The sequence below is a fragment of the Streptomyces sp. NPDC091292 genome, assembly GCF_044757265.1.
Classification (GTDB): domain Bacteria; phylum Actinomycetota; class Actinomycetes; order Streptomycetales; family Streptomycetaceae; genus Streptomyces.
Map to the genome: position 1 here is coordinate 1 of NZ_JBIVUQ010000038.1, position 23,868 is coordinate 23,868.

The 23,868-nt window shown below is 71.9% G+C and carries 27 protein-coding genes; 14 read left to right on the plus strand and 13 right to left on the minus strand.

Annotated features, from left to right (window positions below; all coding sequences use genetic code 11):
- The first annotated feature begins 312 nt into the window (after positions 1-312).
- Together ACIQNU_RS43060 and ACIQNU_RS43065 are read left to right on the plus strand one after the other, a co-directional pair.
- Complete coding sequence (locus ACIQNU_RS43060) at positions 313-729, plus strand: ATP-binding protein (protein WP_401378005.1); 417 nt, start codon at positions 313-315, stop codon at positions 727-729.
- Between the two features lie 244 nt (positions 730-973).
- Complete coding sequence (locus ACIQNU_RS43065) at positions 974-1,306, plus strand: hypothetical protein (protein ID WP_401378008.1); 333 nt, start codon at positions 974-976, stop codon at positions 1,304-1,306.
- Between the two features lie 12 nt (positions 1,307-1,318).
- On the opposite strand, the gene ACIQNU_RS43070 is transcribed toward ACIQNU_RS43065, so the two are convergent.
- Together ACIQNU_RS43070 and ACIQNU_RS43075 are read right to left on the minus strand one after the other, a co-directional pair.
- The gene (locus ACIQNU_RS43070) at positions 1,319-1,555 is read right to left on the minus strand and encodes a hypothetical protein (RefSeq protein WP_401378010.1); all 237 of its coding nucleotides are present in this window, start codon (positions 1,553-1,555) and stop codon (positions 1,319-1,321) included.
- 41 nt (positions 1,556-1,596) lie between these two features.
- Entirely contained in the window at positions 1,597-1,845 is a 249-nt protein-coding gene (locus ACIQNU_RS43075) for a hypothetical protein (RefSeq protein WP_401378012.1), read from the minus strand.
- 78 nt (positions 1,846-1,923) lie between these two features.
- Between ACIQNU_RS43075 and ACIQNU_RS43080 the strand changes: the two genes are divergently transcribed.
- The 4 genes from ACIQNU_RS43080 to ACIQNU_RS43095 all read left to right on the plus strand — a co-directional run bounded on the left by ACIQNU_RS43080 (position 1,924) and on the right by ACIQNU_RS43095 (position 4,295).
- Entirely contained in the window at positions 1,924-2,349 is a 426-nt protein-coding gene (locus ACIQNU_RS43080; protein WP_401378015.1) for a VOC family protein, read from the plus strand.
- A 131-nt stretch (positions 2,350-2,480) separates the two neighbouring features.
- On the plus strand, positions 2,481-2,933 hold the full coding sequence (locus tag ACIQNU_RS43085; RefSeq protein WP_401378018.1) for a hypothetical protein: 453 nt from the start codon (positions 2,481-2,483) through the stop codon (positions 2,931-2,933).
- Between the two features lie 4 nt (positions 2,934-2,937).
- The gene (locus ACIQNU_RS43090) at positions 2,938-3,486 is read left to right on the plus strand and encodes a thiol-disulfide oxidoreductase DCC family protein (RefSeq protein ID WP_401378020.1); all 549 of its coding nucleotides are present in this window, start codon (positions 2,938-2,940) and stop codon (positions 3,484-3,486) included.
- An 11-nt stretch (positions 3,487-3,497) separates the two neighbouring features.
- Positions 3,498-4,295 carry a TetR family transcriptional regulator gene (locus tag ACIQNU_RS43095; RefSeq protein WP_401378023.1) on the plus strand — a complete coding sequence of 266 codons (798 nt, stop codon included), beginning with the start codon at positions 3,498-3,500 and terminating at the stop codon, positions 4,293-4,295.
- Here ACIQNU_RS43095 and ACIQNU_RS43100 read toward each other — a convergent pair.
- Positions 4,240-4,839 carry a MarR family winged helix-turn-helix transcriptional regulator gene (locus ACIQNU_RS43100; protein WP_401378025.1) on the minus strand — a complete coding sequence of 200 codons (600 nt, stop codon included), beginning with the start codon at positions 4,837-4,839 and terminating at the stop codon, positions 4,240-4,242. The two genes, ACIQNU_RS43095 and ACIQNU_RS43100, sit on opposite strands and share 56 nt — an antisense overlap.
- 89 nt (positions 4,840-4,928) lie before the next feature.
- Between ACIQNU_RS43100 and ACIQNU_RS43105 the strand changes: the two genes are divergently transcribed.
- Positions 4,929-6,197, plus strand: a complete 1,269-nt coding sequence (locus ACIQNU_RS43105; protein WP_401378027.1) for an MFS transporter — start codon at positions 4,929-4,931, stop codon at positions 6,195-6,197.
- A 45-nt stretch (positions 6,198-6,242) separates the two neighbouring features.
- On the opposite strand, the gene ACIQNU_RS43110 is transcribed toward ACIQNU_RS43105, so the two are convergent.
- Positions 6,243-8,702, minus strand: a complete 2,460-nt coding sequence (locus ACIQNU_RS43110; RefSeq protein WP_401378124.1) for an MMPL family transporter — start codon at positions 8,700-8,702, stop codon at positions 6,243-6,245.
- A gap of 309 nt (positions 8,703-9,011) precedes the next feature.
- Between ACIQNU_RS43110 and ACIQNU_RS43115 the strand changes: the two genes are divergently transcribed.
- Together ACIQNU_RS43115 and ACIQNU_RS43120 are read left to right on the plus strand one after the other, a co-directional pair.
- Positions 9,012-9,677, plus strand: a complete 666-nt coding sequence (locus ACIQNU_RS43115; RefSeq protein ID WP_401378127.1) for a response regulator transcription factor — start codon at positions 9,012-9,014, stop codon at positions 9,675-9,677.
- Positions 9,678-9,725: 48 nt separating this feature from the next.
- The gene (locus ACIQNU_RS43120) at positions 9,726-11,147 is read left to right on the plus strand and encodes an ATP-binding protein (RefSeq protein WP_401378030.1); all 1,422 of its coding nucleotides are present in this window, start codon (positions 9,726-9,728) and stop codon (positions 11,145-11,147) included.
- 15 nt (positions 11,148-11,162) lie between these two features.
- Here ACIQNU_RS43120 and ACIQNU_RS43125 read toward each other — a convergent pair whose 3' ends face one another.
- The 3 genes from ACIQNU_RS43125 to ACIQNU_RS43135 form a co-directional block, all read right to left on the minus strand.
- The gene (locus tag ACIQNU_RS43125) at positions 11,163-11,519 is read right to left on the minus strand and encodes an ATP-binding protein (RefSeq protein ID WP_401378033.1); all 357 of its coding nucleotides are present in this window, start codon (positions 11,517-11,519) and stop codon (positions 11,163-11,165) included.
- Positions 11,520-11,656: 137 nt separating this feature from the next.
- Positions 11,657-12,952 carry a metallophosphoesterase gene (locus tag ACIQNU_RS43130; protein ID WP_401378035.1) on the minus strand — a complete coding sequence of 432 codons (1,296 nt, stop codon included), beginning with the start codon at positions 12,950-12,952 and terminating at the stop codon, positions 11,657-11,659.
- A 12-nt stretch (positions 12,953-12,964) separates the two neighbouring features.
- Positions 12,965-13,228: an SCO4848 family membrane protein gene (locus ACIQNU_RS43135; RefSeq protein ID WP_401378037.1), complete on the minus strand. Its 264-nt coding sequence runs from the start codon at positions 13,226-13,228 to the stop codon at positions 12,965-12,967.
- Between the two features lie 118 nt (positions 13,229-13,346).
- On the opposite strand from ACIQNU_RS43135, the gene ACIQNU_RS43140 reads away from it, so the two are divergent.
- A complete protein-coding gene (locus ACIQNU_RS43140; RefSeq protein WP_401378039.1) occupies positions 13,347-14,729 on the plus strand; it encodes a D-alanyl-D-alanine carboxypeptidase family protein in 1,383 nt (460 codons plus the stop codon).
- Here the strand turns inward: ACIQNU_RS43140 and ACIQNU_RS43145 are convergent.
- Genes ACIQNU_RS43145 through ACIQNU_RS43160 form a run of 4 tightly spaced genes read right to left on the minus strand, consistent with a single transcriptional unit; the run spans position 14,677 to position 17,630 of the window.
- Positions 14,677-15,603, minus strand: coding sequence for a YihY/virulence factor BrkB family protein (locus tag ACIQNU_RS43145; protein WP_401378041.1), 927 nt, complete (start codon positions 15,601-15,603; stop codon positions 14,677-14,679). The two genes, ACIQNU_RS43140 and ACIQNU_RS43145, sit on opposite strands and share 53 nt — an antisense overlap.
- Positions 15,591-16,085: a GtrA family protein gene (locus ACIQNU_RS43150; RefSeq protein ID WP_401378043.1), complete on the minus strand. Its 495-nt coding sequence runs from the start codon at positions 16,083-16,085 to the stop codon at positions 15,591-15,593. The genes ACIQNU_RS43145 and ACIQNU_RS43150 overlap by 13 nt, the downstream gene beginning before the upstream one ends.
- 32 nt (positions 16,086-16,117) lie before the next feature.
- Positions 16,118-17,113: a decaprenyl-phosphate phosphoribosyltransferase gene (locus tag ACIQNU_RS43155; RefSeq protein WP_401378046.1), complete on the minus strand. Its 996-nt coding sequence runs from the start codon at positions 17,111-17,113 to the stop codon at positions 16,118-16,120.
- Positions 17,106-17,630, minus strand: a complete 525-nt coding sequence (locus ACIQNU_RS43160) for a phosphatase PAP2 family protein (RefSeq protein WP_401378049.1) — start codon at positions 17,628-17,630, stop codon at positions 17,106-17,108. The genes ACIQNU_RS43155 and ACIQNU_RS43160 overlap by 8 nt, the downstream gene beginning before the upstream one ends.
- 232 nt (positions 17,631-17,862) lie before the next feature.
- Here ACIQNU_RS43160 and ACIQNU_RS43165 point away from each other — a divergent pair, with 232 nt between their 5' ends.
- Positions 17,863-19,296, plus strand: coding sequence for an FAD-binding protein (locus ACIQNU_RS43165; RefSeq protein ID WP_401378051.1), 1,434 nt, complete (start codon positions 17,863-17,865; stop codon positions 19,294-19,296).
- A 77-nt stretch (positions 19,297-19,373) separates the two neighbouring features.
- Positions 19,374-20,129, plus strand: coding sequence for a decaprenylphospho-beta-D-erythro-pentofuranosid-2-ulose 2-reductase (locus ACIQNU_RS43170; RefSeq protein WP_401378053.1), 756 nt, complete (start codon positions 19,374-19,376; stop codon positions 20,127-20,129).
- A 103-nt stretch (positions 20,130-20,232) separates the two neighbouring features.
- Here the strand turns inward: ACIQNU_RS43170 and ACIQNU_RS43175 are convergent, their stop codons facing one another.
- Entirely contained in the window at positions 20,233-20,814 is a 582-nt protein-coding gene (locus ACIQNU_RS43175) for a 2'-5' RNA ligase family protein (protein WP_401378056.1), read from the minus strand.
- A gap of 113 nt (positions 20,815-20,927) precedes the next feature.
- Positions 20,928-21,941 (minus strand): tryptophan--tRNA ligase, encoded by a 1,014-nt coding sequence (gene trpS / locus ACIQNU_RS43180; RefSeq protein ID WP_401378059.1) that lies wholly within the window; start codon positions 21,939-21,941, stop codon positions 20,928-20,930.
- A gap of 182 nt (positions 21,942-22,123) precedes the next feature.
- Here trpS and ACIQNU_RS43185 point away from each other — a divergent pair, with 182 nt between their 5' ends.
- Together ACIQNU_RS43185 and ACIQNU_RS43190 are read left to right on the plus strand one after the other, a co-directional pair.
- Positions 22,124-22,837 (plus strand): RNA polymerase sigma factor, encoded by a 714-nt coding sequence (locus tag ACIQNU_RS43185; RefSeq protein WP_401378062.1) that lies wholly within the window; start codon positions 22,124-22,126, stop codon positions 22,835-22,837.
- Positions 22,821-23,777 (plus strand): hypothetical protein, encoded by a 957-nt coding sequence (locus tag ACIQNU_RS43190; protein ID WP_401378064.1) that lies wholly within the window; start codon positions 22,821-22,823, stop codon positions 23,775-23,777. Before ACIQNU_RS43185 ends, ACIQNU_RS43190 begins: the two co-directional genes overlap by 17 nt.
- Positions 23,778-23,868 lie beyond the last annotated feature (91 nt).

Genomic DNA, 23,868 nt, shown 5'->3' on the forward strand with positions numbered 1-23,868 from the left:
CAGCAGGGCGTCCAGGTTGTTCGTCACACAACGATCTTGGACGCCCTGTCTGCGTTCCCAGACACACCGTCAGCATTCGGAATGACTCGTCTAGGCCCTCATCCCCTGGCACGCCGGTCTCATCTGGGAGGGGCGGTGCGGGACTTCGTGTGTCGAGGTCGGTACGTATCTGGGGGTGTCGCGTCCGGATCGCGTCGGGCCGCCCGGTCCGTACTGGGTGGTGCCTCCCGCTTACGACGGGGATCTGTGCGCGCCCGCGTCCGTGCGTGTTCTGATCCGCATGGGTCGGGAACGCCTTGCCGAGGTGAGCGCGTGAGTGTCGCCGAGTCCTTCTCCCGCCCCGGTGTCAGGGCACTCGTCTCCGTGACGCTGCCGCGCCGGGCCGAATCCGCCAGCCGCGCGCGGCGCCTGGTCGCGGACACCCTCGCCGCGTGGGGCCTGACCGCGCTCACCGACGCCGCCGTACTCACCGTCACCGAACTCGTCGCCAACGCCGCCGAGCACTCCCGGGGACCCGCGATCCGGGTGACGGTGTCCCGGATGGCGGAGGGGCGCGTACGGGTCGACGTCATCGACAAGTCCCGTGTCCCGCCTGCACCTCGGGACGCCGGGCCCGATGACGTCGAGGGCCGTGGCCTCGCCCTCGTCGCGGCTGTCTCGGACACGTGGGGCGCGGATGCCCTGCCCTGGGGCAAGCGCGTGTGGGCGGAGCTGGAGCCGGAGCGGTGAGCGAGCGGACCCGACAACTACTCCACGTGGTCACCGTCGCCGCCTTGCTGACCGCGATCGCGCTCGGCGTCGGCCGGTGACGAATCCCTGGACGCAGGGCGAGTGCTGGCGCTGCGACCGCGTCGGCGTACCCGTGCTGTGGCTCGGCCCCGTGCAAACCCATCGCGGCACCGCCCCCTTCAACACCACACCTGCGAAGACAACACACCCGCCATCTGACCCCTGTCACCAGAAGGGAACCCCTGTGCCCGCCTGCGCAGCCCCCACCGCCCTCGGCCTCACCATCGTCGCCCACACCCTGATCCTCGCCGGCCCCGAGTCAGACGTGGACGAACTCCCCCCGTACGTCACCTGCGAACTGGACCCCCACGACACCACCACCCAAGACCACGCCGCCCACCTCCTCTTCCTCCCCGGAGACACCGAGGGAAAGGCGGTATGGCTCCTGTGGAACGAAAAGCACGCGCGCACCCAGATCAAAGACGGTTGCCAGGAATACGACCCGGACCACGAAATCTGCACCCTCTACGCCGCCCACCCACACAGCCACGCCTGGCGCTCGACCCGCGACTACTGATCCGGCGAGGCGCTAAAGCGTGTCCAGCTCCTCGCCCTCGGAGTCGAGAATCGCGTACTCCCCTGTCCCGGGATACGGAACCCATACGCCTACGCCGTTGGGCCAGGAGACGATTTCCAGCGACGCCACGCTCTCCATGGGAGTTCGGAGGTAGATCGACTCTCCGTCGACCAAAGAGAACGTCGTCCCTACCGGTTCGAAACACACTTCAACGCGCTCTCCTTGAGCCGCCGTGAACTTCAAGTTCACGTACGGCTCCCCTGAAATGCCACGACGCGGCGGCACCTCTCTCAGTCCCACCAGAAGCTCCAGAAGTCGGCGCCCGCCTGATGGTGGGCGATACGGGCGACGGTGCTCAGGCCCGTCATTGGGGGTTCCCGCGAGGCCGCGAGCGCAGCGCCGCGCTGCCGTGACGGCGACAGACACCTCACGCCCCACAGTGCCACCCCGGACGGGCCCACGCGCGTCTCGGTCCTCGGGTTCGCCACCCCGTACTCCAGGGCTATTTGTCGGATCAGCTCACGAGCGGGTGCGGGCACGGTGTCGAACCTGTCTCCCCCCGGTCGACACCCGTGCTGATCCCGGCTCCCGGATTCCCGAACCCCTAGTCTGACGGAATGTCAGATTCCTCTTCCGGTGACCCCGCCCCCGACGACCTCCTCGGGTTCGACAACGTGTTGTTTCCCGTCGGTGATCTCGGTGAAGCCGTCGCGTTCTACGAGCGGGCCGGGTTTCCCTTGGCGTTTCGGATCGATGAGGTCGGGATCGCGCTGGTGAAGGTGGGGGCCGAGACCCCCGGCGTGCTGCTGCGGGTCGAGGAGGGCGTGGCGCACCGGCCGCCGCCCTGGCCCGCCGCCCGCGTCTGGCTTGAGGTGCGCGACGCCCGCGCCAAGGCCCGCGCGCTCGCCGCCGCCGGGGTGCCGCCGGTCGATCCGCCCTTCTCCGTCTCCACCGGCTGGGTCGTCGAGGTCGCCGACCCCTGGGGCAACGTCGTCGGGTTCACCGACTACAGCAAGCGGCCCGAGTTGGCCCGCGCCATCTGAGCCAGCCCCCACCCACCCCCGCCTTGAACGTGTTCAAAAAGCGCGCTACTTTTCTCTCGGCAGCGTTTTTGAACACGTTCAACAGCATCAGCAGGCAACTGCGGGTGAACGCAAGTGAAGGGGTGGGGACCATGGATCTGACAGTCGTCGCGTACGTCGTCTACCTGGTGGTCAGCATCGGGCTGACCATCTGGGTGGCGCGCACCCTCAGCCGTAACGGACGGATCTTCCTCGGAGACGTCCTGCACGGGAACGAGAAGCTGGCCGACGCGGTCAACCACCTCCTGGTGGTCGGCTTCTATCTGGTCAACCTCGGCTTCGTCGCCCTCTACCTCAGCGGCGACGACAACATCGCCGACACCCGGGGCGTCTTCGAGGCCCTGTCCACGAAGCTCGGTGTCGTCCTGCTCGTCCTCGGCGTCCTGCACCTGGGCAATGTGTGGGTCCTCAGCAAGATGCGCCGCCGCGGCATCATGGAGCGCGAGCAGCAGCCGCCCGTACCGCCGCAGGGCTACCTCGGTTACGGAGGCAAGGACGCGTGGGCCACGCCGTCCGGACCCACCGCCCCGCCCGCCGGAGCGTGACCCGATGGCCGACGCCGTCGCCACCCACCAGCCACCCGTCCAGCAGCCACCCGTCCACCGCCTCACCGTCCTCTACGACGCCGACTGCCCCCTCTGCGCCCACGTCCGCAAGTGGCTCGCCGGCCAGCGCCGACTGGTCCCGCTCGACTTCGTCCCGGCCGGGTCGGACGCGGCGCGGCAGCGGTTTCCGGAGCTGGACCCCGCGTCGACCCTCGCCGAGATCACCGTCGTCGGCGACGGGGGCCAGCTCTACCGGGGCCCCGCCGCCTGGATCGTCTGCTTGTGGGCGCTCGCCTCGTACCGGCCCCTCGCGCACCGGCTCAGCACTCCGGCCGGCGCCCGGCTCGCCAAGGGTGCCGTGGTCACCGCCGCCAAGTGGCGGGAGGCCGCCAAGGCGCGCGTGGAACGCGACCGCCGCTGGGGAGGGGGGACCTACCGGAGCCAGGACGGCTGGCGGTACGACACCGACACCGGCTGGTCGTACGACGACCTTGGCAAAGGCTCCCGTACCGGACCCGGCGGCTGTGCGGACGACGCCTGCGCCTCTGGCTAGGCTTTGACACCGTGCCGGTACCGAAGACACCGAAGAACAGCGACGACAAGTCCGCCAAGAGCGAGCAGACCCGCACGCTCATCCTGGAGACCGCTCTCCGGCTCTTCCAGGAGCGCGGCTACGACAAGACGACCATGCGCGCCATCGCGCAGGAGGCGGGCGTCTCCGTAGGCAACGCGTACTACTACTTCGGGAGCAAGGAACACCTCGTCCAGGGGTTCTACGACCGGATCGCCGCCGAGCACCAGGCGGCGGTCCGGCCGCTGCTCGACCAGGAGACGGACCTTCAGGCACGGCTCGCCGGAGTGCTCACCATCTGGGTGGACGTGGCGGCGCCGTACCACGAGTTCGCGGCGCAGTTCTTCAAGAACGCGGCCGACCCGGAGAGCCCGCTCAGCCCGTTCTCGCCGGAGTCGGAGCACGCGCGCGAGTCGGCGATCGCGGTCCACCGCGAGGTACTCGCCGGGTCCAAGGCGAAGGTTCCGGCCGAACTGGCCGACGTACTGCCGGAGTTGATGTGGCTCTCGCAGATGGGGCTCGTGCTGTTCTGGGTGTTCGACCGGTCCGAGGGGCGGGCGCGGAGCAGGCGGCTCGCCGAGCGCGGGGCGCGGCTCACCTCGCGCGGGGTCGCGCTCGCCCGGTTCCGGGCGCTGCGTCCGCTCGTACGGGAAGTCCATGAGCTGTTCACGGACTTCCTGCCCGGGATGACCCGGCCCCGGACGGAGAACGGTGCCACGACCTCGACAGGAGCGACTACTCCCGTTTCCGCTCCGGAGGATGTTCCGGGGGATGTTCCGCCGCCCGCATGACCCTCCTCAGCAGGTCCGACAACTGACGGCGCTCGTCGGACGAGAGGGTGCCGAGTAGCCGGTACTCCTCGTGCCCCACGACATCCATCGCGCCGAGCCAGGTCGCGCGCCCTTCCTCCGTGACCTCGACGTTCACCCGGCGGCGGTCCGTCGTGGAGGGGGCGCGGCGGACGAAGCCGCGGCGTTCGAGCGCGTCCAGGCGGCCGGTCACCGAGGCCGGGGCGAGGTCCAGATCGGCGGCCAGGTCGGACGGCGCGGCCTTGCCGCCCCGGGCGATCAGTTGGTGCAGGGTGTCGAACTCGTGGCGGTCGAGGGCGAAGTCCACCAGCGACCGTTCACGGAACCGGCGCAGCCGTACGGTGATCTTCTGCATCCGGGTCACGGCGCCCTCGATGTCCGGATCGAGCCCCGGCAGCACCGGCAACCACCGCGCGACATGATCGTCGACCGAGTCCCGTACCGAGTCCCGCGCCGGGTCCCGTGCCGGATCACTTACCGAACCCGGCGTCCGGTCCGACCCTGCGTCCCGCTCTTCGGCCTCCATGCGCCCGCACCCTACCCTCCCTCAGCGATTCCCTTCGCTTCCAGATATTTCGTTGACGAATACTTCGGTACCGAAATACATTCTCCGCCATGCCCACGCTGCCGTCCCCCCGCTCAGCCCTCGCGCACCCCCTCCTCCGCAACCCCTCCTTCCGCCTCCTCTTCGCCGGCCGCTCCCTCTCCCTCGTCGGCGACGCCGTCATCCCGGCCGCGCTCGCGCTCGCCGTACTGCGCGCCACCGGCTCCACCTCGGCGCTCGCGCTGGTCCTCGGCTGCGCGATGGTGCCCCGGCTGCTCCTGCTGCCGCTCGGCGGAGTCGTCGGGGACCGGTTCGACGCGCGGAAGGTGGCGCTCACCACCGATCTCGTACGGTGTGCTTCGCAGCTCTTCGTCGGCGCCCAACTCCTCTCTGGAGAACCGGAGTTGTGGCATATCGCGCTCGCCGAGGTGGCCGCGGGCGCCGCGTCCGCCTTCGCGATGCCGACCCTGCCGCCGCTGATCACGGGCACGGTGCCGAAGGAGCAGCGGCAGGCGGCCAACGCGGCGCTCGGCGTGGTGCGCAGCGGTACGGCGGTCGGCGGGCCCGCGCTCGCGGGGCTGCTCATCCTCACCGTGGGCCCCGGCTGGGCGTTCGTCCTGGACGGGGCGTCGTTCGCGGTGAGCGCGGGTCTGCTGGCGCTGATGCGGACGCCCCGCGTCCGGGTCGAGCACCGGTCGCTGCGCGCCGATCTGGTCGAGGGCTGGCACGAGGTCCGCTCCCGCGACTGGTACTGGACGAGCCTGATCGCGCACGCCGCGTGGAACGGCGCCGCCGCCGTCCTGGCGACCCTCGGCCCCGCGCTCGCGGTGCACGGACTCGGCGGTGAGAAGACCTGGCTGCTGATACTCCAGGCGGGCGCGGTCGGGCTGCTGCTCGGCTCCCTGCTCGCGGGCCGCGCCCGCCCCCGCCGCCCGGTGCTCGTCGCGAACCTGGGCCTGGCCACGTACGCGCTGCCGCTCGCCCTCCTCGCCGCCTCCGCCCCGGCGCCCGCCGTGATCGCCGCGTACGGGGTCGCCCTGGCGGGCCTCGGCTTCCTCAACCCCGTCTGGGAGACCACGGTCCAGGCGACGATCCCGTCCGGCGTACTGGCCCGGGTCACCTCGTACGACTGGCTGCTGTCGATGGCCGCGATGCCGCTCGGCTACGTCCTGGCCCCGCTCGCCGCCGACGCCTGGGGCCCGGCCGCCCCGCTGTGGGCCGCCGCCGCCCTGACCGCGGTGGCCTGCGCGGGGACGGCGGCGGTGCCGGGGGTACGGAGGGTGGGGCGGGGGGTGTACGAGGGCGCCCCCGAGCCCCGGTCCGAAGCTGCCCTCCCGTAGGGCCCGTCGTATGGCCTGTCGTAGGGCCTGCCGTGGGGCCCGTCGTCAGGTCACCGCGTCCGCTCCCTCCGGCGCCAGTTCCACGTCGTACACCAGCGGCGCGTCCGCGACCCGGACATGGCGGGCGCGGGCCTCGAAGCCTCGGGCCGTCGCCGCCAGGAGGTAGCCGCCGGGGGCCGGCACGGCGAGGATGTACGAGCCGTCGGCGAGCGAGGTGACCCGGTCGAGTTGGCTGCCGCCCGGGGACATCAGGGTGAGGACGGCGTCGGCGACGGGTTCGCCCTCGGTGGTGCGGATGAAGCCGTGGACGACCGACGCCGCGCCACCCGAGGCGCCGTCCGAGCCGTCGGCCACCGGCTCCCGCCGACCCTGAACTTCCGCTGCCTCAGTACTCTCCGGCGCCTCCACCGCCAGATGCGGCACCCTCTTCTCCAGCCAGTCCGGCAGCCACCAGTTCGACCGCCCCAGCAGATGCATCACCGCCGGCACCATCGCCGTCCGCAGGACGAACGCGTCGAGGGCGACCGCCGCCGCCAGCCCGATGCCCGCCATCGCGCCCTCCATGTCACCGCTCAGCACGAAGGCGCTGAACACACAGATCATGATCAGGGCCGCACAGTTGATGACCCGGCTGGTCTCGGCGAGGCCGACCCGTACCGCACGGGCGTTGTCCCGGGTGTGCACCCACTCCTCGTGCATCCGGCTGACCAGGAACACCTGGTAGTCCATGGACAGGCCGAACAGCAGCGACAGCATGATCACGGGAAGGAACGCCGTGATCGGGCCTTCCTTGCCGATGCCGAGCAGCTCCGTGCCCCAGCCCCACTGGAAGATCGCCACCAGGACACCGAAGGAGGCCGCGGCGGCGATCAGGTTCATCACGGCGGCGGTCAGCGGCACGACGAGCGAGCGGAACGCGATCAGCAGGAGGACGAAGCCGAGGCCGATGATCGCGGCGATGAAGTACGGCAGCCGGTCCGACGTCACCGACGCGAAGTCCTTGGAGATGGCCGTCACCCCGCCGACGTGCGCCTCGACGCCCGAGGCCGGGATCACGTCGTCGCGCAGCCGGTCGATCAGCCGGTCCGTCTCCACCGACTGCGGTGACGTCGTCGGGACCACCTGGATCACCGAGACGCCGTTGGCGGGCGGCGCTGCGGCGACCTGGGCGACCCCTTCGGTGGCCCGGATCCGGTCCATCAGGTCGGCCGTGTTCCCGGAGTTCCCGGTGTCCGTCACGACTTGGAGCGGCCCGTTGAAGCCCGGCCCGAACCCCTCCGCGAGGAGGTCGTACGCCTGCCGGGTCGTCGTCGACTCCTGGTGGTTGCCCTGGTCGGTGGCGCCGAGCCGCAGCGACAGGACGGGCAGCGCGAGGACGGCCATGACGACGACGGCGCCGAGCGCCACCGACCGGGGCCTGCGCTGGACGTACGCCGACCAGCGCGCCGCGAGCCCGTTGCTCTCTTCCGGCACCGGGCCTGTCACGGCCAGCTTGCGGCGCTGACGGCGGCTGAGCACCCGGGGGCCGAGGACGCCGAGCAGCGCGGGCAGCAGGGTGACGGCGGCGAGGACGCTGAGGACGACGGTCAGGGTGGTCGCGACGACGACGCCGTCGAGGAAACGCATGTTCATCACGAGCATCCCGGCGAGGGCGATGCAGACCGTGCCGCCCGCGAAGAGGACCGCGCGACCCGAGGTGTTCAGCGCCCGTACGGCCGCTTCCTCGGGTTCGAGGCCGCGCAGGAGGCCGCGCCGGTGGCGGGTGACGATGAACAGGGCGTAGTCGATACCGACGCCGAGTCCGATCAGGGAGCCGAGCAGCGGGGCGACCTCGGGCACGTTCACGGTGTGGCTGAGGAGCATCGTGGCGAGCATCGCGGTGCCGACGCCGAAGATCGCGACGACCAGCGGCAGCATCATCGCGAAGAGGGACCCGAAGGCGAGGAAGAGCACGATCGCGGCGGCGAGGATGCCGACGATCTCGGCGGTGCCGGTCGGGGGCTCCTGGATGCGGGTGATCGCCTGTCCGCCCAACTCGACCTGGAGCCCCGCGCGTTCGGCGCCCTGCGCGGTGTCGACCACGTCCTGGACGAGTTCCTTGGGTACCTCGTTCGCCTGCTCCGTGAAAGTGACCTGGGCGTAGGCGATGCGGCCGTTGCCGCTGATCTGGGCGGCGCCCGCCGGTCCGGCCGCGTACGGGTCGGTGACCTCGCCGACGCCCGGCATCCCCGCGATCTCCTTGAGCGCCGGCTCGATACGGGACCGTACGGCGTCGTCGCGTACCGAGCCGTCCGAGACCCGCCAGACCACCGTGTCCGTGTCGCCGGAGCGCTCCGGGAACGCCTTCGCCATCAGGTCGTAGGCGCGTGTGGAGTCCGTATCGGGGAGGGAGAGGTTGTTCGCGTAGTCGGTGCCGGCGGAGGTGCCCGCCACGCCCAGGCCGAACAGCGCCCCCACCCACAGCACCAGGACCACCAGCCGGTGCCGATAGCACCAGCGTGCCAATGCCGTCACGTTTCTGCCCTTTCGTCGCCTCGTCGGTCCCCCGGGTCCGCGGCTCAGCATCGGGGGCGGGGCGGGTGCGTGGCGCGGCGCGGCCATGACTCTCAGGGAACTCCCATGGCTCCCAGGGAACTCCAAGGAATCTCAGGGAACTCCAAGGCTCGGGCCGGTCCCCGGGGGTGCGGGCGCACGGATACTGGGGTCATGAGCGACACCGGCGAAGACCCCGGCGGCCAGGGCCACAGCGCCAAAGACCCCGGCCAGGACCAGGACGGCGAGCGCGCGCACCGGCACGCGCACGAAGGTGCCACCGTGCTGGTGGTCGAGGACGAACCGAGCATCGCCGACGTCCTGTCGATCGCCCTGCGCTACCACGGATTCGAGGTGCTGACCGCGGCGACCGTACGGCAGGCGCGGCACCTCGCCGAGCGGTCCCGCCCGGACGCGGCGCTCCTCGACGTGATGCTGCCGGACGGCGACGGGCGGTCGCTCGGCCGTGAACTGCGCGCCGCCTGGCCCGAGTTGGCGGTCATCTTCCTCACCGCGCGGGACGCGCCCGCCGAGATCGTCGGGGCGCTCGGCTTCGGCGACGACTACATCACCAAGCCGTTCAACATCGACGAGGTGATCGCCCGGATCACCGCCGTACTGCGCCGCACCCGGCCCGCCGACGTCCTGCCCCGGCGGCCACCGCTGCGCCACGGCGACCTGGAACTGGACGAGACGACGTACACCGTGCGGCGCGCGGGCCGCACCGCGCAGCTCACGCCGACCGAGTACGCGCTGCTGCGGTTCCTGGTCCGCAACGCAGGTCAGATCGTGCCGAAGGAGCAGTTGCTGCGGCATGTCTGGCAGTACGAGCACAGCGCCGAGTCGACCGTCGTGGAGACGTACATCAGCTATCTGCGCCGCAAACTGGACGCTCTCGGACCCCCGTTGATCACGACCCGGCGCGGGGTCGGATACGGGCTGGCGTGAGGTGGGCGTGATGAGCGTGAGGTCGGCGTGAGGTACCGGCACCGCGGCATGCGCAGCCTGCGCGCCAAGCTCACCCGCGTCAATGTGGCGCTGCTCGCTCTCGGCATCATCGCGGCCACCGCCGTCAGCCTGATGGGCATGCGGCACTACCTCCTCCAGAACGTGGACGCCGAGCTGACCGCCTCACGCAACTCGCTGCGCAGCACCGGGCTCACCCTGAAGCAGATCGAGAGCCTCAGCGAACTGGGTATCGCGCTCGACCGGATCTCGCCGGGGGGCAAGGACGCCGGGGGGCTGCCGCGCGCGGACACCGTGTTCGTGGCGGTGGGGGCCGGGGGCGAACCCGTCGCGGTCGGGACCCTGACACCCACGCCCCGGCAGCGCGCGCTCGCCGCCGCCGTCCGGGACCCGGAGGCACTCGCGGCGGCCGACTCGCCCCGGGACCTCGAACTGGACGGCGATCCGTACCGGGCGGTCGGCGCACGGCTCACGGACGGGACGACGGTCCTGATGGCCACGTCCACGCAGGCCGTGCACAAAGGCGTCGGCAAGGCGCTCAAGCTGGATCTCGCCCTGGGGACCGTGCTGTTGGCCCTGCTCGCGGTGCTGACGATGATCGGCGCGCACCATCGGCTGCGGCCCCTGGAGGACATGGTGGAGACCGCGTCCGCGATCGCCGAGGGGGATCTGACGCGGCGCGTGCCGTCCAGCCGGGACCCGGTGACGGAGGTCGAGCAACTGCGGCTCGCACTCAACTCGATGCTGCACCAGGTCGAATCGGCGTACCGGACGCGGGAGCGCAGCTCGGAGCAGCTACGGCACTTCGTCGCGGACGCCTCGCACGAACTGCGCACCCCGCTCGCCGCGATCCGGGGCTACCTCCAGCTCTACGAGCGCGGCATGCTGCCCGATCCGGACGAGCGGGCCCGTGCCTGGGACCGGATGAACGCCGAGGTGGACCGGATGGGGCGCCTCGTGGACGAGCTGCTGACCCTGGCCCGCCTCGACCAGCAGCCCGAACTCCGGTTCCGCAACGTCGATGTGAGCCGGCTGGTGCGGGACGCGGCGGAGGACCTGCGCGCGCAGCAGCCTCAGCGGCCCGTCACGGTGAAGGCCGACGGCGCGCTGCTGGTGCACGCCGACGAATCGGGTCTGCGGCAGGTCCTGGGCAACCTCGTCGGCAACGTCCGCACCCACACCCCCGCCGACGCCGGGGTGGTCCTGGCGGTGGAACGGGTCGACGGCCGCGTCCACCTCACGGTGGCGGACGAGGGCCCCGGCCTCCCCCCGGAGGACGCGTCCCGCGTCTTCGACCGCTTCTTCCGTACGGGGGGTGGGGCCGGCAGCGGTCTGGGGATGGCGATCGTCCAGGGCGTGGTGGAGGCCCACGCGGGCGAGGTGCGGGTGGAGACGGCGCCGGGGCGGGGGTTGACGGTCATGGTGACGCTGCGAGCGGGACGCGAGCCCTGACGGGCTCTGACCGCTTCATCGCGGGGGTAGCACGGCCCAGGTGGTGTGGGGGCGGGTGCCCCAGGTCGTGCAGAGCGTGTCCAGGAGGTTCCACTCAGTCCGTGGCTCCGGGGCGGGGCGGGACGCGTCGGAGACCTCGACCAGGCAGGAGCCGTCCGGCCGGAGTTCCACCGTGACCTCGAACTCCCGCTCAAGGTCGGGGCCTTCCCGTACGGCATCCGTGACCAGCTCCGACACGATCAGCACCGTGTCGTCCACCATCGTGTCGTCGGGGCGGGCGTCCGACCCGGCCAGGTGTTCACGGGCCCGGCGCCGGGCCAGCCCCACCGACGCCGGATGGAGCGGCAACCGAAACGAGGTGCGGCGCGGCACATCCGCCACCTCCCCCACACGAAGCACATGAAGCACGCGAGTTCGACATCTCTGTCGGACATCATGCAGCGCGCGAGGGGCCCATGGTGTCCCCGTGACGTCACGGACCCATGGTGATTCGGCCACGGTCCGGGAAATCAGGCCTGTTTCGACGCCAGTTCGACCACGGTGATGTCCGACGGAGCGCCGACCCGCACGGGCGGCCCCCAGGCCCCGGCGCCCCGGGTCACGTACAACTGCGTGTCCCCGTACCGTTCGAGCCCCGCGACCGTCGGGTTGGCCAGCTCCGCGAGGTAGTTGCCGGGCCAGAGCTGGCCGCCGTGGGTGTGGCCGGAGAGCTGGAGATCGATGCCGTGCCGTACGGCGTCGTGGATGACCACGGGCTGGTGCGCGAGCAGCACGCTCGCCCGCGCCGGGTCCCGGTCACCGAGCGCCTTGGCGAAGTCGGGCCCCTGCCCCTCACTCTCGGCGGACACGTCGTTGACGCCCGCGAGATCGAAGCCGGGCAGTTCGGTCCTGGCGTTCTCCAGCGGGTGCAGTCCGAGGCGCCGGACCTCCTCCACCCACTCCTCGGCGCCCGAGAAGTACTCGTGGTTGCCGGTGACGAAGAAGGCGCCGTGCCGTGCTTCGAGTCCGGCGAGGGGCGCGGCGGCGGGCCCCAGATTCGCGACGCTGCCGTCGACCAGGTCGCCGACGACCGCGATCAGGTCGGGCTGCGTGCCGTTGATCGTGTCCACGACCCGCTGGGTGAACGACCGGCCCAGGATCGGCCCGAGGTGGATGTCGCTGACGACGGCGATACGGAATCCGTGCGCGGAGCGGGGCAGCTTGGCGAGCGGGACTGTGACGCGTTTCACGCTCGGGCCGTTCAGGACGGAGTACGTGCCGTATCCGACGGTGCCCGTGGCGGCGGCGACGGCCGCTCCGGCGACGACCCGGGAGACGAAGACGCGGCGCGAGGGACCAGTGGGGGCCGGAGCCTCGGGCGGGGTTTCGGCCACCGGGTCGGCGGGGGCTGGTCCGGCGGGGGCCCGGTCCGCCCCGGATCCGGCGGCACCGACGCCGACCGTCACCCCGGCTTCGGCCCGGTCCGACTCCCCGGCACCCCCGTCCTTACGGGCGAGCGCCCTCCGCAGCACCGGCCGTACCACCTCCCCCACCACCAGCGCGAGAAGCAGATACATCATCAGGGCCATCCACAGATAGCCCGGCCAGGCCAGCACCTTCTGGAGCCAGAACGGCGCGGTCCTGCCCGCCACCAGCGCCCCGACCATCAGCACCGGACCCGCCACGAACACGGCCGTACCGGCCCGCCGTGCCCTCGTACCGCGCGTGGTCGTGTCCCGTACCACCCGCCGCCACACGTACCGCTGGAGACCGCCGATCACCGCGAGTGCGACGACGCCGATCAGGATGCCCACGACGATGCCCACCGGGTCGCCTTCCTACGAGTTCTCGCGTACGGGCGCGTCCGTGCCGCGCAGTGCGCGCAGGCCACGGAACCCGATGGCTCCGACGACCGTCCCCAGGACAAAGGAGACGACGGCGAGGGTGAGATGGACCCAGAAGTATCCGGTGGGGTCGCCCGCTCCGTCGAAGGCGAGTCCGCTGCCGTCCTTCCACAGGTTCTTGACGAAAGTGATCCAGATGACCCAGCTCCACACCCCGAAGGCGAGCAGGAACCAGGAGAGGGGGCGGCTGAGCTTCATGCGTCCAGTATCGCGACCGTCCGTTCGGGGCCGCCGCCAGGGTGGGGCAGCGTGGACACAGCCGACCTCGCCGGAGACTTCGCGGACGGCTCCCTGTACGTTCTCGTCCGTGCCTGCCATGACTGCTGCCCCCCGGACCGCCGACGCGCGCACCGCCGCCACCACCGCCGCCTCGCGCACCGCCGCCCGTGCGCGGGCGATGACCGCGCTGCTGGTCGCCTCCGCCCTGTCCCTGCCCCTGTCCCTCTCGCTCGCCGGGCCCGCGCACGCGGACCCCAAACCGGACAAGGACAAGGTCCAGCCCCCGAGCGCGATGTCGTCGGTGGGAGGTGTCCAGCTCAGCCGGCCCGGCACCCAGGCCAACCTCAAGGCGGGCGCGCCCGTCGTCCCGAAGGACGTGACGGCGCGGTCCTGGATCGTCGCGGACGCCGAGTCGGGCCAGGTGCTCGGCGCGCACAACTCGCACTGGCGGCTGCCCCCGGCGTCGACCATGAAGATGCTGTTCGCGGACACGGTGCTGCCGAAGTTCCCCAAGACGCAGTCGCACAAGGTCGAGCCGACGGACCTCTCGGGCATCGGGGCGGGCTCCAGCCTGGTCGGCGTCAAGGAGAACCAGACGTACACGGTGCACGACCTGTGGCTCGGGGTCTTCCTGCGCTCCGGCAACGACGCGGTGCATGTGCTGTCCGCGATGAACGGCGGCGTCGACCAGACCGTCAAGGACATGCAGCAGCACGCCGAGGACCTTCAGGCGCTGGACACCACGGTGGTCACGCCCGACGGGTACGACGAGAAGGGGCAGGTGTCGTCCGCGTACGACCTGACCCTCATCGCGCGCTCCGGGCTGCAGAAGAAGGACTTCCGGGAGTACTGCTCGACCGTGCGCGCCCAGTTCCCGGGTGAGGCGGAGAAGGGCAAGAAGCGGCCGACGTTCGAGATCCAGAACACCAACCGGCTGCTCAGCGGCGACCCCGGGCTCACCCCGTACAAGGGCATCGCGGGCGTCAAGAACGGCAACACGACCAACGCCGGTGCCACCTTCACCGGGGTCGCCGAGCGGGACGGCCGGGTGCTCCTCGTCACCGTCATGAACCCGTCGTCCACCGAGCACGACGCCGTGTACAAGGAGACGGCGCGGCTGCTCGACTGGGGGTTCAAGTCGGCGGGGAAGGTCGACCCGGTGGGTGAGCTGGTGCCGCCGAAGGGCGCGAAGACGGGCGGTACGGGGACCGACGCGGGGGCGACCGCGGGTACGGGCAAGGGTGCGGGCTCGGGTGACGGCAGTGACGCCGGTGCCGGGTCCGAGGCGCAGGCCGGGGGCAAGGGCGGCACGACGGCCGGCACCGACGCGGCCAAGGCGGCGGCGTCCGAGGAGTCGGGCGGGATGGGTATCGCGCTCGCCGTGATGGGCGGGGTGCTGCTGGTGCTGGCGGCCGGGGTGTTCCTGGTCAACCGACGCTGGCCGCTGCCCGACCTGGTCCGCCGCCGTCCTCGTCCGTGACCTCCGCTTCGGCGTCGTCGGCCTGCGTGGGCCTGCGGGTCGCGGTCCACGCGGCGCAGAACAGCAGCAGTTTCGCGGTGAAGTTGATCCACAGCATCAGGGCGACGGGCACCCCGAACGCCCCGTACATGCTGCGGGACGCGACGCCGCTGATGTAGCTGCCGAGCAGCACCTTGAGGAGTTCGAACCCGGCGGCGCCCATCAGCGCGGCGGTCAGCAGATCGCGGCGGCGGGGGTGCACGCCGGGCAGCAGCGTCAGGACGTAGAGCAGCAGCAGGAAGTCGGCGAGTACGGCCACGGCGAAGGCCGCCGCCCGGAGCAGCCCCCCGCCCGCGCCTGCCTCGTCGATGCCGAGCTGCCGCGCGGTCCAGCCGACGGCGGTGTTCGCGACCGTGGAGGCGAGCAGCGAGGCGAGCCCGGCGCCGCCGAGTCCGACGAGCACCACGGCGTCCTTGGCCTTGCGCAGGACCGGGTTCTCGTCCTTGTCGGGCAGCTCCCACACGGCCCGCAGACAGCCCCTTATGGCGCCGATCCAGCCGATGCCCATGAACAGCAGCACGGCGCCCGCGATGAGGCCGACGGTCCCGGCGTTGGCGACGAGCTGCCCGATGTCGAGCTGGTCGGAGATGCCGGGCACCTGCTCGGCGATCCTGCTCTCCAGCTTGTGCTGCCCGGAGGTGGACAGCGTGGCGGCGGCCACGGCGGCGGCGACGGTCAGCAGCGGGAACAGCGCGAGGAAGCTGATGAAGGTCATCGCCGCCGCGAGCCGCGACCATTTCACCCGGTCCAGGCGGTCGTACGCGGCCCAGGCGTGCGTGGTCGTCAGCCGCGTGACATACGGGCCGATCACCGGGAGTCTCGTCAGCCAGTCCATGATCCGTGTCTGCCCCGTACGAGGTGGTCCAAGGGTGCGGGTGCGGGTGCGGGTGCGGTACGCGAGGGTCGCGCCGGTCGGAAGACGAGGGTACGGGTGCCCCAGAACCGCAGTACGGTCGCCAGGGCCATGCCGATGCCCGCGCCGGACACCGTGTCGGCGGTCCGTGAGGTCAGGCCGAGCCCGTAGTGGGACACGGCCAGGCAGAGGAGCTGGACGAGGGCGCCCGCGAGGTTGACCGCGCAGAAGATCCCGTACTGGCGCAGCCGGGACACCTCGGGCGGGCGCCGCCGGTAGGTGCCGAGGGCGTTGCCCGCGTAGGCGATCGTGCAGCCCGCGGCGAAGGACAGGGATTTCGCGGTGAGCGGTTCGAGGGCGAAGGGGCCTTCGGGGTCGCGCAGCCAGAGGAACAGGCCCAGGTCGACGGCGTAGGCGCAGAGTCCGGTGGTGGCGAATCCGAACAGCTCCCTGCCGGTCGTCATGCGTTCCGGGGTGGTCACAGGTTCCGGGGTGGTCACAGGTTCACGACCGCGAGCCCGTACATGGCCAGCCACAGCAGTCCGATGCAGGCGAGCGCGCGGTCGTGCAGGACCACGTCCTCCGGTTCGCCCGCGGTGCCCCGGTCGGCGAAGACGGCGTACCGCAGCACGGCGAGCGTGAACGCGACCATGGAGAGCTGGCGCCAGGGCAGCAGTGCGCCGCCCGCCGCCCCGCCCTCCAGCGCCCACAGGCAGTACCCGAGCACGGCGACCCCGGCCGCAAGCTGCCACACGAACCGCAGATAGCCGGTCGTGTACTCGGTGAGCAGCGCGCGCGTGGCGCCCGCGCGGCCCGCCATCTGCACGGCCTCCGAGTACCGCTTGGCGGACACCATGAACAGCGCGCCGAACCCGGTGGTGATGAGGAACCAGCGCGACAGCGGGATGCCGAGCGCGATCCCGCCGATCATCGCGCGCATCACGAACCCGGCGGTGACGACGGCGAGGTCCACGACGAGGACGTGCTTGAGGCTGAGGCAGTACGCGAGCTGCATCGCGACGTACGCGGTGAGCAGCGCGGACGTCATCGGGGTGCACAGGACGGCGGCGACGGCGGGCGCGAGCACGGCGAGCGCCGCGCCGACCGCGTAGGCGACGGGTACGGGTACCTGTCCGGCGGCGACCGGGCGGTGCCGTTTGACCGGGTGGGCGCGGTCGGCTTCGGCGTCGCGGGCGTCGTTGATCAGGTAGACGGCGGAGGCGCAGGCCGTGAACAGGGCGAAGACCAGGGCGAGTTGGCTTGCCGCGTGCCAGGTGAAGAGTTCGCCTGCGGCGGCCGGGGCGGCGATCACCAGGACGTTCTTGACCCACTGGCGGGGGCGGGCGGTCCTGATCAGGCCCAGCGGGAGGGCGAGCGGGCCTCCCGCACGGCGGCGGCCCGGTTCCGGTTCCGGTTCCGGTGGTGCGGGGCTCGGGGTGTCCCGGGTCAGGAGAGCAGTGCTCTCGGCGGGGCCGTCGGAGGTGTCAGACATGGGCGGTGCCTCCTGTGAGTGCGCGGCGCATCCAGGGCACCCCGAGCCGCGCGGTGGCCGCGCCGAGCGCCGCTCCGGCCACCACATCGGTCGGGTAGTGCACGCCGACGACGAGCCGCGACACGCACATCGCGGCGGCGAGCGGGGTGACGACGCGTTCGCCCGCGGGGTGCAGGGCGCCGTACGCGACGACGGCGGCGGCGGCCGATGTGGCGTGCGAGCTGGGGAAGGAGTGCCGGCCCGCGGTGCGGACCAGGGGTTCGACGCGGGTGGGCCTGGCCCGGCGTACGACGAGCTTCACTCCCATGCTGGCCAGATGCGCGGCGGCCGTGAGCGCGGTGCCGCGCAGCCAGGCGCCGCGTCGCTCGGGGTCGGCGGCGGCTCCGGCGAGCCCCGCGGCGAGCCAGAGGGCGCCGTGTTCACCGGTCCAGGACAGGGCGCGGGCCGCCGCCGCGACGTGCGGGTCCGCGCCGCATTCGCGCAGTACGGACAGCAACCGGTGGTCCATGGCGTGCATGAGGCCCCTTGAGTCAATGAAGGTGATTGTTTCTGACTGCTTGTGAACGATTCCGAATGGCGTTGATTCTTCCGATTGACGCTGATTGCTCCATATACGCAACATCCTGTGATTGCCGGTTTATGGGAGGACACTCCCGCACTCACCCATCTCGGTGAGGGACGGCGCGAGGAACCGTCAGGCATCCGGCAGCTCCGGCAAACCGCACATACACGGCGATACGGTCGCTCGCATGCCCACCGAGTCCCCCACACCCCCCACACCCCTCTCGCGCGCCGTACCCCTCGAAGCCGCGCTCCCGGTCTCCGTCTCCGGCTGGGGCCGCACCGCGCCGACGGCGGCCCGGCTGCTGCGCCCGCGCTCGTACGAGGAGGCCGTCACCGCCGTCCTCGCGTGCGCGGCGGGCGGCCGGGGCGGGATCGCGCGGGGCCTGGGCCGGGCGTACGGGGACGCGGCGCAGAACGCGGGCGGCGGCGTCCTCGACATGACGGCGCTGGACCGGATCCACGCGATCGACGCGCACCCCGGTACGGCGGGTGCGCGCCCGGGTGCGACCGTGCGGTGCGACGCGGGGGTCAGCCTGCACCGGCTGATGGAGGTCCTGCTGCCGCTCGGCTGGTTCGTGCCGGTGACGCCCGGCACCCGTTATGTCACGGTCGGCGGGGCGATCGGCGCGGACATCCACGGCAAGAACCACCACGGGGCGGGCTCGTTCGCGCGGCACGTCGACTCGCTCGACCTGCTCACGGCGGACGGCACGGTCCGTACCGTCGAACCCGGCACCCCCCTCTTCGACGCGACGGCGGGCGGGATGGGGCTGACCGGGGTGATCCTCGGTGCGCGGGTCCGCCTCCAGCCCGTCGAGACCTCACTGATGTGCGTCGACACCGAACGGGCCGCCGATCTGGACGACTTGATGGCCCGCCTCACCGCGACCGACCACCGCTACCGCTACTCCGTGGCCTGGATCGACCTCCTCGCGCGCGGCAGGTCGCTGGGCCGCTCGGTCCTCACGCGCGGCGACCACGCCCCGCTCGACGCGCTGCCCGCCCGGACCCGCCGTACCCCGCTTGCCTTCAGCCCCCGCACGCTCCCGGCCGCCCCCGACTTCCTCCCGAACGGGCTGCTCGGCCGCCGTTCCGTGGGCCTGTTCAACGCGCTCTGGTTCCACAAGGCCCCCCGCGCCCGGACCGGCCGCCTCCAGAGCATCCCCGCCTTCTTCCACCCCCTGGACGGCGTACCGCACTGGAACCGCGTGTACGGGCGCGCGGGCTTCGTGCAGTACCAGTTCGTCGTCGGGCACGGCCAGGAGGAGGCCCTGCACCGGATCGTGCGGCGGATCTCCGGGCGCCGGTGCCCGTCCTTCCTCGCCGTACTCAAACGGTTCGGCGACGGCGATCCCGGCTGGCTGTCGTTCCCGATGCCCGGCTGGACCCTGGCCCTGGACATCCCGGCGAGCCTGCCGGGCCTCGGCAGCTTCCTCGACGGCCTGGACGACGAGGTGGCCGGGGCCGGTGGCCGGGTCTACCTCGCCAAGGACTCCCGGCTGCGGCCCGAACTGCTCCCCGGCATGTATCCCCGGCTCGCCGACTTCCGCGCACTGCGGGCCGAACTGGACCCGCACGGGGTCTTCCGCTCGGACCTGTCCCGCCGCCTGGCTCTCTGAGGGACGTCGTCCCCTTGTCCCTGCTCACCTGTCTTCACCTGTCCCGGATCTCCCGGATCTCTCGGAGTGTGGTTTCCATGAAGGACGCGTTCGGCACCCCCCAGTCCCTGCTCGTACTCGGCGGTACGTCGGAGATCGCGCTGGCGACCGCGCGCCGCCTCATCGCCCGCCGGCTCCGTACGGTGTGGCTGGCGGGCCGCCCCTCGCCCGCCCTGGAGGCCGCGGCCGAGCATCTGCGCTCCCTGGGCGCGGACGTCCGTACCGTCGCCTTCGACGCGCTCGACCCCGAGTCCCACGAGGACGTGCTCGGCAAGGTGTTCGCCGAGGGCGACCTCGACATGGTGCTGCTGGCGTTCGGACTCCTCGGCGACCAGGCGCGCGACGAGAGCGACCCGGTGTCGGCGGTGCGGGTCGCGCAGACCAACTACACCGGCGCCGTCTCGGCGGGCCTGGTCGCCGCGAAAGCCCTCCAGAACCAGGGCCACGGCTCGCTGGTGGTCCTGTCGTCGGTCGCGGGCGAGCGGGCCCGCCGGTCCAACTTCATCTACGGCTCCAGCAAGGCGGGCCTCGACGCCTTCGCCCAGGGCCTCGGCGACGCGCTGCACGGAACGGGCGTGCACGTCATGGTCGTACGCCCCGGCTTCGTCCGCTCGAAGATGACGGCGGGCCTGGCGGAGGCACCCCTCGCGACCACCCCGGAGGCGGTGGCGACCGCGATCGAGACGGGCCTGCGGCGCCGCGCGGAACTGGTCTGGGTCCCGGGCACGCTCCGCGTGGTGATGTCGGCGCTGCGCCACGCCCCGCGCGCGGTGTTCCGCCGCCTGCCGATGTGAGCCGGGGGCTTGGTTTCCGGGGGCTTGGTTTCCAGGGGGGCGGGGAGTCTGTTCTGAAAAGTGGCCAGATCATTGCGGAGACGGCCGATCGCGCCATTTCCCGTCAGCGGGCGGGCAGCGTCCCCTGCTCGGCCGGCGCCGTGGCCTGCGGGGGCACCGTCGGCCCGCCGAAGGCGAATTCGCGCAGCTTGCGCCAGACCCGGTCGGCGCCCTGCTCGTACAGCGCGAAACCGGTGACCGGCCACTGGGCCTCGTACTCGGACAGCTCCTCGTACGCCCGGTCCATCGCCGCCTCGCCGATGGCGTGCGCGACGGTGACGTGCGGGTGGTACGGGAACTGAAGGTCGCGCGCGACCGGGCCCGACGCGTCCCGCACCCGCTTCTGGAGCCAGGTGCAGGCCGAACCGCCCTCGACCACCTGGACGTACACCACGGGCGACAGCGGCCGGAACGTACCCGTCCCGTACAGCCGCATCGGGAAGGGGCGCCCCGCGGCGGCGACCCGGACGAGATGCGTCTCGATCGCGGGGACCGCCGCCTCCTCCACCTCGGTCGGCGGCAGCAGCGTGACATGCGTGGGGATGCCGTGCGCGGCGGGATCACCGAAGCCCGCGCGCAGCTCCTGGAGCTGGCTGCCATGGGGCTCCGGGACCGCGATCGACACTCCGATCGTTACGGTCCCCACGTCGTCTCCCGTCTGCGTGTGGTGGGCAGGGTGCTCGTGTGGCGGGCAGGGTCCTACCGGCGTGGCGGATGCGACCGCTACGACTGTACGACTCCGACCGACGGCCGGGCGGCTCAGTGTTTGGCTGGGAGAAATCCCACTTTGTCGTAAGCCCGCGCCAACGTCTCGGCGGCGACGGCGCGCGCCTTCTCCGCACCCTTCGCCAGGATCGAGTCGAGGGTCTCGGGGTCGTCCAGATACTGCTGTGTGCGCTCCCGGAACGGGGTCACGAACTCCACCATGACCTCTGCGAGGTCAGTCTTCAGCGCACCGTAGCCCTTACCGGTGTATTTGTGCTCCAGTTCGGTGATACCCGCCCCCGTCAGGGTCGAGTAGATCGTGAGCAGATTGCTGACGCCGGGCTTCTCCACCGCGTCGTACCGCACGACCGTGTCCGTGTCCGTGACCGCGCTCTTGACCTTCTTCGCGGTCGCCTTCGGGTCGTCCAGCAGATTGATCAGGCCCTTCGGCGTCGACGCCGACTTGCTCATCTTGATCGACGGGTCCTGAAGGTCGTAGATCTTCGCCGTCTCCTTGAGGATGTACGGCGCCGGGACGGTGAAGGTCTTCCCGAACCGGCCGTTGAACCGCTCGGCCAGGTCACGTGTCAGCTCGATGTGCTGGCGCTGGTCCTCACCGACCGGCACCTCATGCGCCTGGTAGAGCAGGATGTCGGCGACCTGGAGGATCGGATACGTGAACAGGCCGACGCTCGCGCGGTCCGCGCCCTGCCGGGCCGACTTGTCCTTGAACTGCGTCATCCGGGACGCCTCGCCGAACCCGGTGAGGCAGTTCATCACCCAGGCGAGCTGTGCGTGCTCCGGCACATGGCTCTGCACGAACAGCGTGCAGCGCTCCGGGTCGAGCCCCGCGGCGAGGAGCTGCGCGGCGGCGAGCCGGGTGTTGGCCCGCAGCTCCTTCGGGTCCTGCGGCAGCGTGATCGCGTGCAGGTCCACGACCATGTAGAACGCGTCGTGGGACTCCTGCAGCGCCACCCACTGGCGGACCGCGCCGAGGTAGTTGCCGAGGTGGAACGAGCCTGCGGTGGGCTGGATTCCGGAGAGCACGCGGGGACGGTCTGAGGCCATGTCCCCCATTCTCTCAGGTACCTGTGACAGCTACCTACGACGGCCGGGAACTGATTCGCGAGGCGGGAGAGGCGCTCCGGACGACCGGAAGCCGAACCGGAAGCTGAACCGGAAGCTGAAGGGTGCGGAAATCGGGTGGCGCCGGGTGGGAACCGATCGGGGGCGGGCGGTGTATCAACGATGTGAGGACGCGGGAGGGGGACCGCATCGCCGTCGACGACAGCGCGGTGGACGAGGGCGCGGTGATCGCGCGGGTGCGCGCCGGGGAGCCGGAGGCGTACGCGCTGCTGGTCCGCGCCCACACCGCGCTGGCACTGCGTGCCGCGCGGGCGCTGGGGGCGGGGGCGGACGCGGAGGACGTGGTGCAGCAGTCCTTTCTGAAGGCGTACTGCACCCTGGGCCGGTTCAGGGACGGTGCGGCCTTCCGGCCGTGGCTGCTGAGCATCGTGGCCAATGAGGCGAGGAACACGGTGCGGTCGGCGGCGCGACGGCGCTCGGTCACCGACCGCGAGGCGGCGCTGCGGGAGGCGGAGCCGCTGATACCGGACTCGGTGGATCCGGCGCAGGCGGCGGTCGCCCGGGAGCGGCGCGTGGCGCTGCTGACGGCGCTGGACCGGCTGAGCGAGGACCACCGGCTGGTCGTGACGTACCGCTATCTCCTGGAGATGGACGAGACGGAGACGGCCGAGGCCCTGTCCTGGCCCAGAGGCACGGTCAAGTCCCGTCTGAACAGGGCCTTGCACAAGCTGGCACGGCTGCTGCCACCGGGGATGGACATACGGGAGGACGCGGGAGAGGGAACGGAAGCGGGCGCGAGTAGGGCGGCGGGAGCGGGTAGGGCTGCGGGACGGTCGATCGGGGAGGAGGGAGGTGAGAAGGATGGGCGCCACGGGTGACGGGGGCGAAGGGGCCGGGGTGGAGCCGGGGGTGCCCGAGGGGCGGTCGTCGGCGGACCGGGTGCCGGGGGACCGGGTGTCGAAGGACCGGTTGCCGGAGGAGTTGCGGGGGCTGGGGCGGGCGCTGGCGCGGGCCGATGCCGAGGCCGGGACGGAGTCGATGGTCGAGCGGGTGCTGGAGCGGATACTGGCCGGGGATCTCCCGGCCCCCGTGGCGCTGACCGAGCCCCGGGGGCCGTCCGGCAGGGCGCGGCGGTGGGCGCACGGCGCGAAACGGTGGATACGGGCGCGTCGGCGCGCGCTGACGGCGGCCCTCTGCGGCCTGCTCACGGTCCTCGCCCTGACCCCTCCGGTACGGGCTGCGGTCTCGGACTGGTTCGGCTTCGGCGGGGTGCGGGTCCGGGTCGATCCGTCCTCGGCGCCGACGTCGGACGCGAAGGTGCCGGGCTGCGGCCGGACGCTGACCCTCGCGGAGGCCGGGCGCCGGGCGGGCTTCGCGCCGGTGGTCCCGAAGGCCCTGGGCACGCCGGACGCGGTCCAGGTCACGGGCGGGCGCGGGGACCGTGCCCTGATCAGCCTGTGCTGGCGGGACGCGGGCGGCACGGTCCGCCTGGACGAGTTCCCGGCGCAGCTCGACTTCACCTTCGCCAAGGTGACGGCGGTGCCGGCGGAGTGGCTGGAACTACGACCGCGTGACGAGGGCGAGGGCGCTCCGCCGAACGACCCGGCGCTCTGGTTCGCGGCGCCCCACCGGCTCACCTTCTGGATGCGGGACGACGAGGGCGAGCGGTGGACCCGTTCGGAACGGGTCGCGGGACCGACGCTGCTGTGGACGCACCCAGGAGAGGGGCTGACGCTGCGGCTGGAGGGGGTGCCGTCGAGTGAACGGGCCCTGGACATCGCGAGGTCGACGCCCGGGGTCGACGGCTCCGGGGACTGACGGTCCGAACTGGGCGGTCCGAAATGGGCGGTCCGAAGTGGGAACCCGGAGGGCTCGGGCGGTGTACCAGAAGTGAGCCGGTGCGGAGGGG